27 protein-coding genes are annotated in these 13,291 nt (G+C 42.2%); 25 read left to right on the forward strand and 2 right to left on the reverse strand.

What is annotated here, in order from left to right; translation table 11 throughout:
* Position 1 precedes the first annotated feature (1 nt).
* The 25 genes from rplB to rplQ all read left to right on the forward strand — a co-directional run bounded on the left by rplB (position 2) and on the right by rplQ (position 11,850).
* The gene (gene rplB / locus ACTHTS_RS08550; RefSeq protein WP_440369791.1) at positions 2-835 is read left to right on the forward strand and encodes a 50S ribosomal protein L2; all 834 of its coding nucleotides are present in this window, start codon (positions 2-4) and stop codon (positions 833-835) included.
* 5 nt (positions 836-840) lie between these two features.
* Complete coding sequence (rpsS, locus tag ACTHTS_RS08555) at positions 841-1,119, forward strand: 30S ribosomal protein S19 (protein ID WP_002215422.1); 279 nt, start codon at positions 841-843, stop codon at positions 1,117-1,119.
* Positions 1,120-1,127: 8 nt separating this feature from the next.
* Positions 1,128-1,457 (forward strand): 50S ribosomal protein L22, encoded by a 330-nt coding sequence (gene rplV / locus ACTHTS_RS08560; protein WP_003749277.1) that lies wholly within the window; start codon positions 1,128-1,130, stop codon positions 1,455-1,457.
* Between the two features lie 9 nt (positions 1,458-1,466).
* Positions 1,467-2,159, forward strand: coding sequence for a 30S ribosomal protein S3 (rpsC, locus tag ACTHTS_RS08565; RefSeq protein ID WP_003684753.1), 693 nt, complete (start codon positions 1,467-1,469; stop codon positions 2,157-2,159).
* Positions 2,143-2,559: a 50S ribosomal protein L16 gene (gene rplP, locus ACTHTS_RS08570; RefSeq protein WP_003684741.1), complete on the forward strand. Its 417-nt coding sequence runs from the start codon at positions 2,143-2,145 to the stop codon at positions 2,557-2,559. Before rpsC ends, rplP begins: the two co-directional genes overlap by 17 nt.
* Entirely contained in the window at positions 2,559-2,750 is a 192-nt protein-coding gene (rpmC, locus tag ACTHTS_RS08575; RefSeq protein WP_003684705.1) for a 50S ribosomal protein L29, read from the forward strand. Before rplP ends, rpmC begins: the two co-directional genes overlap by 1 nt.
* Entirely contained in the window at positions 2,750-3,013 is a 264-nt protein-coding gene (gene rpsQ, locus ACTHTS_RS08580) for a 30S ribosomal protein S17 (protein WP_003684766.1), read from the forward strand. The genes rpmC and rpsQ overlap by 1 nt, the downstream gene beginning before the upstream one ends.
* Before the next feature lie 227 nt (positions 3,014-3,240).
* The gene (gene rplN, locus ACTHTS_RS08585; RefSeq protein ID WP_002215434.1) at positions 3,241-3,609 is read left to right on the forward strand and encodes a 50S ribosomal protein L14; all 369 of its coding nucleotides are present in this window, start codon (positions 3,241-3,243) and stop codon (positions 3,607-3,609) included.
* A gap of 11 nt (positions 3,610-3,620) precedes the next feature.
* Positions 3,621-3,944, forward strand: coding sequence for a 50S ribosomal protein L24 (gene rplX / locus ACTHTS_RS08590; protein ID WP_003684754.1), 324 nt, complete (start codon positions 3,621-3,623; stop codon positions 3,942-3,944).
* Positions 3,945-3,953: 9 nt separating this feature from the next.
* Complete coding sequence (gene rplE / locus ACTHTS_RS08595) at positions 3,954-4,493, forward strand: 50S ribosomal protein L5 (protein WP_003684750.1); 540 nt, start codon at positions 3,954-3,956, stop codon at positions 4,491-4,493.
* Between the two features lie 2 nt (positions 4,494-4,495).
* Entirely contained in the window at positions 4,496-4,801 is a 306-nt protein-coding gene (rpsN, locus tag ACTHTS_RS08600; protein WP_003684736.1) for a 30S ribosomal protein S14, read from the forward strand.
* A 14-nt stretch (positions 4,802-4,815) separates the two neighbouring features.
* The gene (gene rpsH, locus ACTHTS_RS08605) at positions 4,816-5,208 is read left to right on the forward strand and encodes a 30S ribosomal protein S8 (RefSeq protein WP_063075320.1); all 393 of its coding nucleotides are present in this window, start codon (positions 4,816-4,818) and stop codon (positions 5,206-5,208) included.
* Between the two features lie 13 nt (positions 5,209-5,221).
* Positions 5,222-5,755, forward strand: coding sequence for a 50S ribosomal protein L6 (gene rplF / locus ACTHTS_RS08610; protein WP_440369792.1), 534 nt, complete (start codon positions 5,222-5,224; stop codon positions 5,753-5,755).
* Between the two features lie 13 nt (positions 5,756-5,768).
* The gene (rplR, locus tag ACTHTS_RS08615) at positions 5,769-6,122 is read left to right on the forward strand and encodes a 50S ribosomal protein L18 (RefSeq protein ID WP_003749287.1); all 354 of its coding nucleotides are present in this window, start codon (positions 5,769-5,771) and stop codon (positions 6,120-6,122) included.
* Between the two features lie 17 nt (positions 6,123-6,139).
* Positions 6,140-6,658 (forward strand): 30S ribosomal protein S5, encoded by a 519-nt coding sequence (gene rpsE, locus ACTHTS_RS08620; RefSeq protein WP_003684704.1) that lies wholly within the window; start codon positions 6,140-6,142, stop codon positions 6,656-6,658.
* Positions 6,651-6,836 carry a 50S ribosomal protein L30 gene (rpmD, locus tag ACTHTS_RS08625; protein ID WP_003684808.1) on the forward strand — a complete coding sequence of 62 codons (186 nt, stop codon included), beginning with the start codon at positions 6,651-6,653 and terminating at the stop codon, positions 6,834-6,836. Before rpsE ends, rpmD begins: the two co-directional genes overlap by 8 nt.
* 1 nt (position 6,837) lies before the next feature.
* Positions 6,838-7,272 (forward strand): 50S ribosomal protein L15, encoded by a 435-nt coding sequence (rplO, locus tag ACTHTS_RS08630; RefSeq protein ID WP_070645682.1) that lies wholly within the window; start codon positions 6,838-6,840, stop codon positions 7,270-7,272.
* 13 nt (positions 7,273-7,285) lie between these two features.
* Positions 7,286-8,599: a preprotein translocase subunit SecY gene (secY, locus tag ACTHTS_RS08635; protein ID WP_440369793.1), complete on the forward strand. Its 1,314-nt coding sequence runs from the start codon at positions 7,286-7,288 to the stop codon at positions 8,597-8,599.
* 4 nt (positions 8,600-8,603) lie between these two features.
* Positions 8,604-8,822, forward strand: coding sequence for a translation initiation factor IF-1 (gene infA / locus ACTHTS_RS08640; protein WP_003684714.1), 219 nt, complete (start codon positions 8,604-8,606; stop codon positions 8,820-8,822).
* 18 nt (positions 8,823-8,840) lie between these two features.
* A complete protein-coding gene (rpmJ, locus tag ACTHTS_RS08645; protein WP_003697674.1) occupies positions 8,841-8,954 on the forward strand; it encodes a 50S ribosomal protein L36 in 114 nt (37 codons plus the stop codon).
* A 67-nt stretch (positions 8,955-9,021) separates the two neighbouring features.
* Positions 9,022-9,384: a 30S ribosomal protein S13 gene (rpsM, locus tag ACTHTS_RS08650; protein ID WP_003749295.1), complete on the forward strand. Its 363-nt coding sequence runs from the start codon at positions 9,022-9,024 to the stop codon at positions 9,382-9,384.
* 19 nt (positions 9,385-9,403) lie between these two features.
* Positions 9,404-9,799, forward strand: a complete 396-nt coding sequence (rpsK, locus tag ACTHTS_RS08655) for a 30S ribosomal protein S11 (RefSeq protein WP_002216249.1) — start codon at positions 9,404-9,406, stop codon at positions 9,797-9,799.
* A 19-nt stretch (positions 9,800-9,818) separates the two neighbouring features.
* Positions 9,819-10,439 carry a 30S ribosomal protein S4 gene (gene rpsD, locus ACTHTS_RS08660; RefSeq protein WP_440369794.1) on the forward strand — a complete coding sequence of 207 codons (621 nt, stop codon included), beginning with the start codon at positions 9,819-9,821 and terminating at the stop codon, positions 10,437-10,439.
* Between the two features lie 25 nt (positions 10,440-10,464).
* A complete protein-coding gene (locus tag ACTHTS_RS08665) occupies positions 10,465-11,451 on the forward strand; it encodes a DNA-directed RNA polymerase subunit alpha (protein WP_003749298.1) in 987 nt (328 codons plus the stop codon).
* A 24-nt stretch (positions 11,452-11,475) separates the two neighbouring features.
* On the forward strand, positions 11,476-11,850 hold the full coding sequence (gene rplQ / locus ACTHTS_RS08670; protein WP_039862272.1) for a 50S ribosomal protein L17: 375 nt from the start codon (positions 11,476-11,478) through the stop codon (positions 11,848-11,850).
* A gap of 200 nt (positions 11,851-12,050) precedes the next feature.
* On the opposite strand, the gene cas2 is transcribed toward rplQ, so the two are convergent.
* Together cas2 and cas1 are read right to left on the reverse strand one after the other, a co-directional pair.
* Positions 12,051-12,377 (reverse strand): CRISPR-associated endonuclease Cas2, encoded by a 327-nt coding sequence (gene cas2 / locus ACTHTS_RS08675; RefSeq protein ID WP_440369795.1) that lies wholly within the window; start codon positions 12,375-12,377, stop codon positions 12,051-12,053.
* Entirely contained in the window at positions 12,370-13,284 is a 915-nt protein-coding gene (gene cas1, locus ACTHTS_RS08680; protein ID WP_440369796.1) for a type II CRISPR-associated endonuclease Cas1, read from the reverse strand. The genes cas2 and cas1 overlap by 8 nt, the downstream gene beginning before the upstream one ends.
* Positions 13,285-13,291 lie beyond the last annotated feature (7 nt).

Raw genomic sequence — 13,291 nt, forward strand, 5'->3', positions numbered from 1 at the left:
AATGGCAATCGTTAAAATGAAGCCGACCTCTGCAGGCCGTCGCGGCATGGTTCGCGTGGTAACAGAAGGTTTGCACAAAGGTGCACCTTATGCACCTCTGCTGGAAAAGAAAAATTCTACTGCCGGTCGTAATAACAATGGTCATATCACTACCCGTCATAAAGGTGGTGGCCATAAACATCATTACCGTGTTGTAGATTTTAAACGTAACAAAGACGGTATCCCTGCAAAAGTAGAGCGTATCGAATATGACCCTAACCGTACTGCATTTATCGCACTGTTGTGCTATGCAGATGGTGAGCGTCGCTACATCATTGCTCCTCGTGGTATTCAAGCCGGTGCGGTATTGGTTTCCGGTGCTGAAGCTGCAATCAAATTAGGTAACACTCTGCCGATCCGCAATATTCCTGTTGGTACAACTATTCACTGTATCGAAATGAAACCAGGTAAAGGCGCGCAAATTGCGCGTTCTGCTGGTGCTTCTGCGGTATTGCTTGCAAAAGAAGGTGCTTACGCACAAGTTCGTTTGCGTTCTGGTGAAGTACGAAAAATTAGCGTAAATTGCCGTGCAACTATCGGTGAAGTTGGTAACGAAGAACAAAGCCTGAAAAAAATCGGTAAAGCTGGTGCTAACCGTTGGCGTGGTATTCGTCCGACCGTTCGTGGTGTTGTAATGAACCCTGTTGATCACCCACATGGTGGTGGTGAAGGCCGTACTGGTGAGGCTCGCGAACCGGTTAGCCCATGGGGTACTCCTGCTAAGGGCTACCGCACTCGTAATAACAAACGCACGGATAACATGATTGTTCGTCGTCGTTACTCAAATAAAGGTTAATTAGTATGGCTCGTTCATTAAAAAAAGGCCCATATGTAGACCTGCATTTGCTGAAAAAAGTAGATGCTGCTCGTGCAAGCAACGACAAGCGCCCAATTAAAACTTGGTCACGTCGTTCTACCATTTTGCCTGATTTCATCGGTCTGACTATCGCTGTACACAATGGTCGCACTCACGTGCCTGTTTTCATCAGCGACAATATGGTTGGTCATAAATTAGGTGAGTTCTCATTGACCCGTACCTTTAAAGGCCACTTGGCTGATAAAAAGGCTAAAAAGAAATAAGGTGAATCATGAGAGTAAGTGCACAACATAAAAATGCCCGTATTTCAGCTCAAAAAGCTCGTTTAGTAGCTGATTTGATTCGTGGTAAAGACGTTGCCCAAGCTTTGAATATCTTGGCATTCAGCCCTAAAAAAGGTGCTGAGCTGATTAAAAAAGTATTGGAATCAGCAATCGCCAATGCCGAGCACAACAATGGTGCTGACATTGACGAACTGAAAGTGGTAACTATCTTTGTTGACAAAGGCCCAAGCTTGAAACGTTTCCAAGCTCGTGCCAAAGGTCGCGGTAACCGCATCGAGAAACAAACTTGTCATATTAACGTGACAGTGGGCAACTAAGGAAAAGCTATGGGACAAAAGATTAACCCTACAGGCTTTCGCCTGGCGGTAACTAAAGACTGGGCTTCAAAATGGTTTGCTAAAAGCACCGACTTTTCTACTGTTTTGAAACAAGATATTGATGTTCGTAACTACTTGCGTAAAAAACTGGCTAATGCTTCAGTTGGTCGCGTAGTGATCGAGCGTCCTGCTAAATCTGCACGTATTACCATTCACTCTGCTCGTCCAGGTGTGGTTATTGGTAAAAAAGGCGAGGATATTGAAATCTTGAAACGTGACTTGCAAGCTCTGATGGGTGTGCCTGTTCATGTAAATATTGAAGAGATTCGTCGTCCTGAATTGGATGCGCAAATCATTGCTGATGGTATTGCCCAGCAGCTTGAAAAACGTGTTCAATTCCGTCGCGCTATGAAACGTGCAATGCAAAATGCAATGCGTTCTGGTGCTAAAGGCATCAAGATCATGACTTCAGGCCGTCTGAATGGTGCTGATATCGCTCGTAGCGAATGGTACCGTGAAGGTCGTGTACCTTTGCATACTTTGCGTGCGAATGTGGATTATGCAACTAGCGAAGCACACACTACTTATGGTGTACTGGGTCTGAAAGTTTGGGTTTATACAGAAGGTAATATTAAATCTTCTAAACCTGAGCATGAGAAGAAACAAAGAAAGGCAGGTGGACGTAATGCTGCAGCCAACTAGACTGAAATATCGCAAGCAACAAAAAGGTCGTAACACCGGTATTGCTACTCGCGGTAACAAAGTAAGTTTCGGTGAGTTCGGTTTGAAAGCCGTAGGCCGTGGTCGTTTGACTGCCCGCCAAATCGAAGCTGCTCGTCGTACTATGACTCGTCATATTAAACGTGGCGGTCGTATTTGGATTCGTGTATTCCCTGATAAACCAATTACTGAGAAACCTATCCAAGTTCGTATGGGTGGCGGTAAAGGTAATGTGGAATATTACATTGCTGAAGTTAAACCAGGCAAAGTATTGTACGAAATGGACGGTGTTCCTGAGTCTTTGGCTCGTGAAGCATTTGAATTGGCCGCTGCCAAATTGCCTATTCCTACAACCTTTGTAGTAAGACAGGTGGGTCAATAATGAAAGCAAATGAATTGAAAGACAAATCTATTGAGCAATTAAACTCTGATTTGTTGGACTTGTTGAAAGCTCAGTTTGGCTTACGCATGCAAAATGCAACCGGTCAGTTGGGTAAATCTAGCGAGTTGAAACGTGTACGTCGCGATATTGCTCGTATTAAAACCATTTTAACTGAAAAAGGTGCTAAGTAATGAGCGAAGCTAAAAATGTTCGTACTTTGCAAGGCAAAGTGGTAAGCGACAAAATGGACAAAACTGTTACAGTATTGGTTGAGCGTAAAGTTAAACATCCTCTGTACGGTAAAATTATTCGTTTATCAACTAAAATCCATGCTCATGATGAAAACAATCAATATGGCATTGGTGATGTAGTGGTAATCGAGGAATCTCGTCCTTTGTCAAAAACCAAGTCTTGGGTTGTGAAAGAATTGGTTGAGAAAGCGCGTACTGTTTGATTTAAAACACAGTAATGTAGCTTAATAAGAAACGAAGTCTTGCAGCAAAGTTAATTTGCGTGTAAACTTCGTTTCTTATCTTCCAGCTTCTTATGGAAGTTTCTCTCCCTTCGGGATCCAAGACTGGTTTACTAGAACCGTGATGGTTTCATTTAATAAGCAGCTTAAAGTAAGGTGCGAGTTATATGAAAGTGGTAAATTAAGTTGGTTAATTTAAAGGTACTAATATGATTCAAATGCAGACCATCTTAGATGTGGCTGATAACTCTGGTGCGCGTCGCGTAATGTGCATCAAAGTATTGGGCGGATCTAAGCGTCGCTACGCTTCTGTTGGCGACATTATTAAAGTTGCAGTTAAAGATGCAGCCCCACGTGGTCGTGTCAAAAAAGGTGATGTATACAATGCGGTAGTTGTTCGTACTGCTAAGGGTGTGCGTCGTCCTGATGGTGCGTTAATTAAATTCGATAACAATGCTGCTGTGTTGTTGAATAATAAACTTGAACCTCTGGGTACTCGTATTTTTGGTCCGGTAACCCGTGAATTGCGTACTGAGCGATTTATGAAAATCGTTTCATTGGCGCCTGAAGTATTATAAGGAATAGCGCGATGAATAAAATCATTAAAGGCGATCAGGTTGTAGTGATTACCGGTAAAGATAAAGGTAAGCAAGGTCAAGTAGTTCGAGTGTTGGGTGATAAAGTTGTTGTTGAGGGTGTTAATGTTGTGAAGCGCCATCAAAAACCTAATCCAATGCGTGGTATTGAGGGTGGCATTATTACTAAAGAAATGCCTTTGGATATTTCTAATATTGCAATCCTGAATCCGGAAACTAATAAAGCAGACCGTGTTGGTATTAAGCTGATTGAAAATGAAGGCAAAGTTAAACGCGTTCGTTTCTTCAAATCAAATGGCTCTATCATTGGAGCATAAGGAGATAACATGGCTCGTTTGAGAGAGTTTTATAAAGATACAGTTGTTCCTGAATTGGTTAAGCAATTTGGTTACAAATCAGTAATGGAAGTTCCACGTATTGAAAAAATCACCTTGAATATGGGTGTAGGTGAAGCCGTTGCTGATAAAAAAGTTATGGAACACGCTGTTTCTGATTTAGAGAAAATTGCTGGTCAAAAACCAGTTGTTACTGTTGCTCGTAAATCTATCGCAGGTTTTAAAATCCGTGATAACTATCCAGTTGGTTGCAAAGTAACATTGCGTCGTGATCAAATGTTTGAATTCTTGGATCGTTTGATTACTATTGCGTTGCCTCGTGTACGTGACTTCCGTGGTGTAAGCGGTAAATCATTTGATGGTCGTGGCAATTACAATATGGGCGTTCGTGAGCAAATTATTTTCCCGGAAATTGAATACGATAAAATCGATGCTTTGCGTGGTTTGAATATTACTATTACAACTACTGCAAAAACTGATGAAGAAGCGAAAGCTTTGTTGTCACTGTTCAAGTTTCCGTTTAAAGGATAATCATGGCTAAGAAAGCACTTATTAATCGTGAGCTGAAACGTCAAGCATTGGCGAAAAAGTTTGCAGCTAAACGTGAGGCAATTTTCGCTGTTATTAATGATGCTAATGCGACTGAAGAAGAACGTTTTGAAGCACGTTTGAAATTTCAATCCATTCCTCGTAATGCAGCACCTGTACGTCAACGTCGTCGTTGTGCTTTAACAGGTCGTCCTCGTGGCACTTTCCGTAAATTTGGTTTGGGCCGTATTAAAATCCGTGAAATCGCTATGCGTGGCGAGATCCCTGGTGTTGTTAAAGCTAGCTGGTAATAGGAGTATAAATAATGAGTATGCATGATCCTATTTCCGATATGTTGACTCGTATTCGCAATGCGCAACGTGCTAATAAAGCGGTAGTTGCCATGCCTTCCTCTAAACTGAAATGTGCAATTGCAAAAGTTTTGAAAGAAGAAGGTTATATCGAGGATTTTGCGGTTTCTGCTGATGCAAAACCGGTATTGGAAATTCAATTGAAATACTATGCAGGTCGTCCTGTGATTGAGCAAATTAAACGTGTTTCACGTCCAGGTTTGCGTATTTACAAAGCATCAAGTGAGATCCCTAGCGTAATGAATGGCCTGGGTGTCGCTATTGTTAGTACTTCTAAAGGTGTAATGACTGATCGCAAAGCCCGTTCTGAGGGTGTTGGTGGTGAGTTGTTGTGCATCGTAGCCTAGTGGAGAAAAGTAAATGTCACGCGTCGCAAAAAACCCAGTGACTGTTCCTGCTGGTGTAGAAGTAAAATTCGGAACAGATGCATTGGTTATCAAAGGTAAAAACGGCGAATTGTCTTTTCCTTTGCATTCCGATGTTGCTATTGAACTGAACGATGGTAAATTGACTTTTGGTGCAAAAAATGACAGTAAACAGGCTAATGCTATGTCTGGTACTGCTCGTGCATTGGTTAATAACATGGTTAAGGGTGTTTCTGAAGGTTTTGAGAAAAAACTTCAATTGATTGGTGTGGGTTATCGTGCCCAAGCTCAAGGCAAAGTTCTGAACTTGTCTTTGGGTTTCTCTCATCCAATCGTATACGAAATGCCTGAAGGTGTTTCTGTTCAAACTCCTAGCCAAACAGAAATCGTTTTGACTGGTGCAGATAAACAAGTGGTTGGCCAAGTCGCTGCTGAAATTCGTGCATTCCGTTCTCCTGAGCCTTATAAAGGTAAAGGTGTTCGTTATGTAGGTGAAGTAGTAGTGATGAAAGAAGCCAAGAAAAAATAATTGAGGTTCACTAATGGATAAACATACAACCCGACTCCGTCGTGCACGCAAAACCCGTGCGCGTATTGCGGACTTGAAAATGGTAAGATTATGTGTGTTCCGCAGCAATAATCATATTTATGCTCAAGTAATTAGTGCTGAAGGTGATAAAGTATTGGCTCAAGCCTCTACATTGGAAGCTGAAGTACGTAGTAGCCTGAAATCAGGTAGCAACGTTGAAGCAGCGGCTGTAGTTGGTAAGCGTATTGCTGAAAAAGCTAAAGCAGTGGGTGTTGAAAAAGTTGCTTTTGACCGTTCAGGTTTCCAATATCACGGTCGTGTGAAAGCTTTAGCTGAAGCTGCACGTGAAAATGGTTTAAGCTTCTAATATTTGGAGACTTTCAGATGGCAAAACATGAAATTGAAGAACGCGGTGACGGCCTGATTGAAAAGATGGTCGCAGTTAATCGCGTGACTAAAGTAGTTAAAGGTGGCCGTATCATGGCTTTCTCTGCACTGACTGTTGTTGGTGATGGTGATGGCCGCATCGGTATGGGCAAAGGTAAATCAAAAGAAGTACCAGTTGCTGTTCAAAAAGCAATGGATCAAGCTCGACGCTCTATGATTAAAGTACCTTTGAAAAATGGTACTATTCATCATGAGGTTATTGGCCGTCATGGTGCTACTAAGGTATTTATGCAACCTGCTAAAGAAGGTAGCGGTGTAAAAGCTGGTGGTCCAATGCGTTTAGTATTTGATGCTATGGGTATCCATAACATTTCAGCTAAAGTACATGGTTCTACTAATCCTTACAATATTGTACGCGCTACATTAGACGGTTTGTCTAAACTGTATACCCCTGCTGATATTGCTGCTAAACGTGGCTTGACAGTAGAAGATATTTTGGGAGCTAACCATGACTGAGCAAAAAAAGATTAAAGTTACATTGGTTAAGAGCCTGATTGGTACAATTGAATCTCATCGTGCATGTGCTCGTGGTTTAGGTTTGCGCCGCCGTGAACATACTGTAGAGGTTTTGGATACCCCTGAAAACCGTGGCATGATCAATAAAATCAGCTACTTGTTGAAAGTGGAGTCTTAATATGTTTTTGAATACTATTCAACCTGCTGAGGGTGCTACTCACGCTAGTCGTCGTGTAGGCCGTGGTATTGGTAGCGGCTTGGGTAAGACAGGTGGTCGTGGTCATAAAGGTCAAAAAAGCCGTTCTGGTGGCTTCCACAAGGTAGGTTTTGAAGGCGGTCAAATGCCTTTGCAACGCCGTCTGCCGAAACGTGGTTTCAAATCTTTGACTGCTGCCGCTAATGCTGAAGTTCGTTTGAGTGAATTAAATCTGATTGCTGTGAACGAGATTGATGTCTTGGTTCTTAAACAAGCTGGTCTGATTTCTGCAACTGCTTCTAATGTAAAAGTTATTGCTTCTGGTGAAATTTCAAAAGCAGTTACCTTGAAAGGTGTAAAAGCTACTAAAGGTGCTAAAGCTGCTATTGAAGCTGCCGGTGGTAAAGTAGAAGAATAAGGCTTGCACTACAGTGGCTAATCAACAATCTTTATCAGGATTATCCAAATTTGGTGATCTGAAAAAACGTCTGGTGTTCCTTTTAGGTGCTTTAGTCGTTTTCCGTATTGGTGCTCATATACCGGTACCGGGCGTAGATGCTGTTGCATTAGCTAAGTTATACGAAGGCGCTGCAAACGGCATATTCGGAATGTTAAATATGTTCTCGGGTGGTTCGTTGGAGCGCTTTAGTATATTTGCAATTGGTATCATGCCTTATATTTCGGCATCGATTATTGTTCAGCTTGCTTCTGAAATTGTTCCTTCTTTAAAAGCTTTGAAGAAGGAAGGTGAGGCTGGTAGGAAAATAATTACGAAATATACTAGGTATGGGACGGTATTATTGGCTGTATTGCAAAGCTTTGGTGTTGCAACATTTGTTTATCAACAAGGTGTTGTTGTAACGAGTTCGCTTGAGTTTCATATTTCTACAGTAGTCTGTTTGGTTACAGGTACTATGTTTCTGATGTGGTTAGGGGAGCAAATTACCGAGCGTGGTATTGGTAATGGTATTTCTTTAATTATTACAGCAGGCATTGTATCGGGTATTCCATCCGGTATTGTCCGGATGCTAACTTTGACTGAACAAGGCTCTATGAGTATGTTGATGGCGGTATCAATTGTGATTGGTATTTTGCTGTTGATCTATGCTGTAGTTTATTTTGAGAGTGCTCAGCGTAAAGTTCCTGTGCATTATGCTAAAAGACAGTTTGGCTCTGAAATGATGCCAGGACAAAGCATTCATATGCCGTTCAAGCTAAATATGGCAGGTGTTATTCCTCCTATTTTTGCTTCCAGTATCATTTTATTTCCGTCTACACTTTTAGGTTGGTTTGGTTCAAATAGTACGAATTCTGTTCTTCATAAGGTTGCTGCAATGCTGCAACACGGACAGCCTTTATATATTGTATTATTTGCCACAACTATTATCTTCTTCTGCTATTTCTATACTGCTTTAGTATTTAGCCCTAAAGAGATGGCTGAAAATTTGAAGAAGAGTGGTGCATTTGTGCCAGGTATTCGCCCAGGTGAGCAAACCTCTAGATATTTGGAAAAAGTGGTACTAAGACTGACATTGTTTGGTGCTTTGTACATTACTACAATCTGTCTGATACCTGAATTTTTAACGACGGCATTGAAGGTTCCTTTCTATTTAGGTGGAACATCTTTGCTTATTTTGGTTGTCGTTACAATGGATTTTAGGACACAAATCAATTCATATCGAATGAGTAGTCAGTATGAAGACTTGATGAGCCGTCCAGATATGAAATCTTTGTCACGTAAGTAGGCTTATGGCTAAAGAAGATACCATACAGATGCAGGGCGAAATCCTTGAGACTTTGCCCAATGCAACATTTAAAGTAAAACTGGAAAATGATCATGTAGTACTTGGTCATATATCTGGAAAAATGCGAATGCACTATATTCGTATTTCTCCAGGTGATAAGGTAACAGTTGAATTAACTCCTTATGATTTAACCCGTGCTCGGATTGTTTTCCGAGCAAGATAAACGATAAAAGGAAATAAAATGCGTGTACAACCTTCTGTAAAGAAAATTTGTCGCAATTGCAAGATTATTCGTCGTAATCGTGTAGTTCGCGTAATTTGTACTGACCCACGTCACAAACAACGTCAAGGTTAAGAAGTTAGTTTTCTTAACTATTGATTTTGTGGTATAGTGACATAATTTGCCCTAAAAAGGAAAAAATATGGCTCGTATTGCAGGGGTAAATATCCCTAATAATGCCCATATCGTAATTGGCCTTCAGGCTATTTATGGTATTGGTGCGACTCGTGCTAAATTGATTTGTGAGGCAGCAAATATTGCTCCTACTACTAAAGCAAAAGATTTGGACGAGGCTCAATTAGACGCTTTGCGTGAGCAAGTTGCTAAATATGAAGTTGAAGGTGATTTGCGTCGTGAAGTAACGATGAGCATTAAACGACTGATGGATATGGGTTGCTATCGTGGCTTCCGTCATCGTCGTGGCTTGCCTTGTCGTGGTCAACGCACTCGCACAAATGCCCGTACCCGTAAAGGTCCGCGCAAAGCGATTGCCGGTAAGAAATAAATTTTAAGGAATTTGATTAATGGCTAAAGCAAACACAGCTTCGCGTGTACGTAAAAAAGTACGTAAAACCGTAAGCGAGGGTATTGTGCACGTTCATGCATCTTTCAACAATACCATCATTACAATCACTGACCGTCAAGGCAATGCATTGTCTTGGGCTACCTCTGGCGGCGCTGGTTTTAAAGGTTCTCGTAAAAGTACACCATTTGCAGCACAAGTTGCAGCAGAAGCAGCTGGTAAAGTTGCCCAAGAGTATGGCGTTAAAAATTTAGAAGTCCGCATTAAAGGCCCTGGCCCTGGTCGCGAATCTTCTGTACGTGCTTTAAACGCTCTTGGTTTCAAGATTACCAGCATTACTGACGTTACCCCGTTGCCTCATAACGGTTGCCGTCCGCCTAAAAAACGTCGTATTTAATATTGGAGTGATTTAAAACATGGCACGTTATATTGGCCCTAAATGTAAATTAGCACGTCGCGAAGGTACGGATCTGTTTTTGAAGAGTGCACGTCGCTCTTTAGATTCAAAATGTAAAATGGATTCTGCACCTGGTCAGCACGGTGCGAAAAAACCACGTTTGTCAGACTACGGTTTGCAATTGCGTGAAAAACAAAAAATCCGTCGTATTTATGGCGTGTTAGAACGCCAATTCCGTCGTTACTTTGCGGAAGCTGATCGTCGTAAAGGTTCTACCGGTGAATTGCTGTTGCAATTGCTGGAGTCCCGTTTGGACAATGTCGTTTATCGTATGGGTTTTGGCTCTACCCGCGCTGAAGCACGTCAATTGGTTTCTCATAAAGCTATCGTTGTAAACGGTCAGGTTGTTAATATCCCTTCTTTCCAAGTTAAAGCAGGCGATGTTATAGCTGTTCGTGAAAAAGCTAAGAAACAAGTACGTATCCAAGAGGCATTGAGCTTGGCTACTCAAATTGGCTTGCCAAGCTGGGTATCTGTTGATGCCGACAAATTGGAAGGTGTATTCAAAAATATGCCGGATCGCTCAGAATTGTCTGGCGATATTAATGAACAGCTGGTGGTAGAGTTCTACTCTAAATAATGCTAGCTCAATGAGGGACAGTTAAATGCAAAATAGCACAACCGAATTTTTGAAACCTCGTCAAATCGATGTAGATACCTTGTCTTCTACTCGAGCTAAGGTGTCTATGCAGCCATTTGAGCGTGGTTTTGGTCATACTTTAGGTAATGCTTTGCGTCGTATCTTACTGTCATCCATGAATGGCTTTGCCCCAACTGAAGTAGTTATTTCTGGCGTATTGCACGAATACTCTACTATTGATGGTGTTCAGGAGGATGTTGTTGACGTTCTCTTGAACATCAAAGGTATCGTATTTAAGCTTCACGGTCGTAATCAAGTTCAGTTGACTTTGAAAAAAGCAGGTGCCGGTGCTGTTGTAGCCGGTGATATTGATTTGCCACATGATGTGGAAATCATCAATCCTGAACATGTTATTTGCCACTTGTCCGACAATGGTCAAATCGACATGGAAATTAAAGTAGAGCAAGGTCGTGGTTATCAATCTGTTTCAGGTCGTCGCGTATTGCGTGATGAGAATAAACAGATTGGTGCGATTCAGTTGGATGCGAGCTTTTCGCCCATCAGTCGTGTTAGCTTTGAAGTTGAACCTGCACGCGTAGAGCAACGCACGGATTTGGATAAATTGGTTTTGGATATTGAAACCAATGGTTCTATTGATCCAGAAGAAGCTGTACGTAGTGCCGCACGTATCTTAATTGACCAAATGTCTATTTTTGCAGATCTGCAAGGTACTCCGGTTGAAGAGGTTGAAGAAAAAGCGCCTCCTATCGATCCCATCTTGCTGCGTCCTGTAGATGATTTGGAATTAACCGTACGTTCAGCTAATTGTCTGAAAGCTGAAGATATTTACTATATTGGCGATTTGATTCAACGTACTGAAACCGAGCTTCTCAAGACCCCTAATTTGGGTCGTAAATCTTTGAATGAGATCAAAGAAGTGTTGGCCTCTAAAGGTCTGACATTAGGTTCTAAATTAGAAGCTTGGCCGCCTGTAGGCTTAGAAAAGCCGTAAGTTTGAAGATTAAAGGATAATGACATGCGTCATCGTAATGGCAACCGCAAATTAAACCGTACTAGCAGCCACCGTGCTGCGATGCTGCGCAATATGGCGAATTCCTTGTTGACTCACGAAACCATCGTGACAACTTTGCCTAAAGCAAAAGAATTGCGCCGCGTAGTTGAGCCCTTGATTACCTTGGGTAAAAAACCTTCTTTGGCAAACCGTCGTTTGGCTTTTGACCGCACTCGCGATCGTGATGTTGTAGTTAAATTGTTTGACGAATTGGGTCCACGCTTTGCTGCTCGTAACGGCGGCTATATTCGTGTACTGAAATACGGTTTCCGTAAAGGCGACAATGCTCCTTTGGCATTGGTTGAATTGGTTGATAAAGCAGCTGATTCTGCTGAATAAGCAAATTAATATGAAAGCACTACCTGTTTAGGTGGTGCTTTTTTATTTGGATAGACCCTTTATCATTGCGCAGAGTTACAATCCGCCTCGTGTCAATAACTGTTGTAGCTCCCTTTCTCATTTCGCAGTGCTACAATACCCCAACGGGAAACCCTTATCATGTAAGGGTTTCCCGTTTTATTTTGTCTAAAAAAATGAGCTTAAAATAATAATAGTTGGTCGGAATTTACTCTTTTTTCTTGGGTTTTCAGCTCTCCCAACAGCAGTTTCATGGTGGCATATTGCTTTTCTGTTACTTCCAAATAGCGGATTGAGCCTTCTTGCGGTAGGTTTGCACATAGCCTATTGTGGTGTTTTTGCAACGAATCTCGACCTTTGACAATACGGCTGTATACAGAAAGTTGGAGCATTTGGTATCCATCTTTTAATAGAAACTGGCGGAATTGATTGGCGGCTTTGCGCTTGGCCGCTGTGGTAACCGGTAGGTCGAAGAAGACGATAATCCTCATAAATTTGGCCTCACTCATATTGGTATTCTTTTAATGGCAAGATTTCAGGCAGTTTCAGCTGTTTGGCGTTTTTGTTAGTTACGCTGACTTGAAATGAAGAAATCATTTTGTCGATGGCAGCCAAGGTGCTGAAATGTTGCCGTTCGATGCAGATTTGACAGTGAAGGGTCTTGATAAGGTTTTGTTTGAGATTGGAGGTCAGATCAGTTTTCAGACGGCCTTGTTCATGCAAATGTATAACGACCAGATCGGCCAATGGACGTAAGGGTTCGATAAAGTCATCGGCGAGGTTGAATGGATTTAGTTCGCTTTTATGAAACAAGCCTAATGCAGGCAACCAGCCATATAAGGTCAGGGCGCGTGCAACTGCTGCACGGAGCACGGCGTAGGTATAGTTCAATGCGGCATTGACGGCATTGTTGTCATTACGGGTAAACTTTTCTCCAAAGAGGACTTGGAAGTAGAGGGCGGCAGCTTGGGCTTCACAGTTTCCTGTATCGCCTGAACGGACTTCGACTGCCAAAGTGCGCAGCCGTTTGGCTGCAAGATCATTGTCTGTTTCATCTGCGACAAATGCTTGATTCAGGATTTTTTGGCGGACGATATGTTGCCAGAGTTGCTTTTTTAAGGGTTCGCTTAAATTCAGCTGCAGCTTGAGGATTTTAAGTTGGCGGTGATATTGGGCATAAGGCAGCCATTGTCCGCAGGGGAGGAACTGTTCGTCACATGTCAGTAAGGTTGCGCCATGCTCGGCTAAGGCTGATAGGAGTGGGGCAGTAATCAGGGTTTCGCGGTTTTCGATGATGATAACGGCGATGTCCTCTAATGGTACGGTATGGGAATCGCCGTTTTGTTGAATCAGCAGTTGCCGGCGTTGCAAGGATAGTTTGCCGCCGTTTTGAATAAGCAGGCTGCGCCAAGTCATGTTTTTC

It is taken from the genome of Neisseria sp. P0019.S003 (assembly GCF_051957115.1).
Lineage (GTDB): Bacteria > Pseudomonadota > Gammaproteobacteria > Burkholderiales > Neisseriaceae > Neisseria > Neisseria flavescens_D.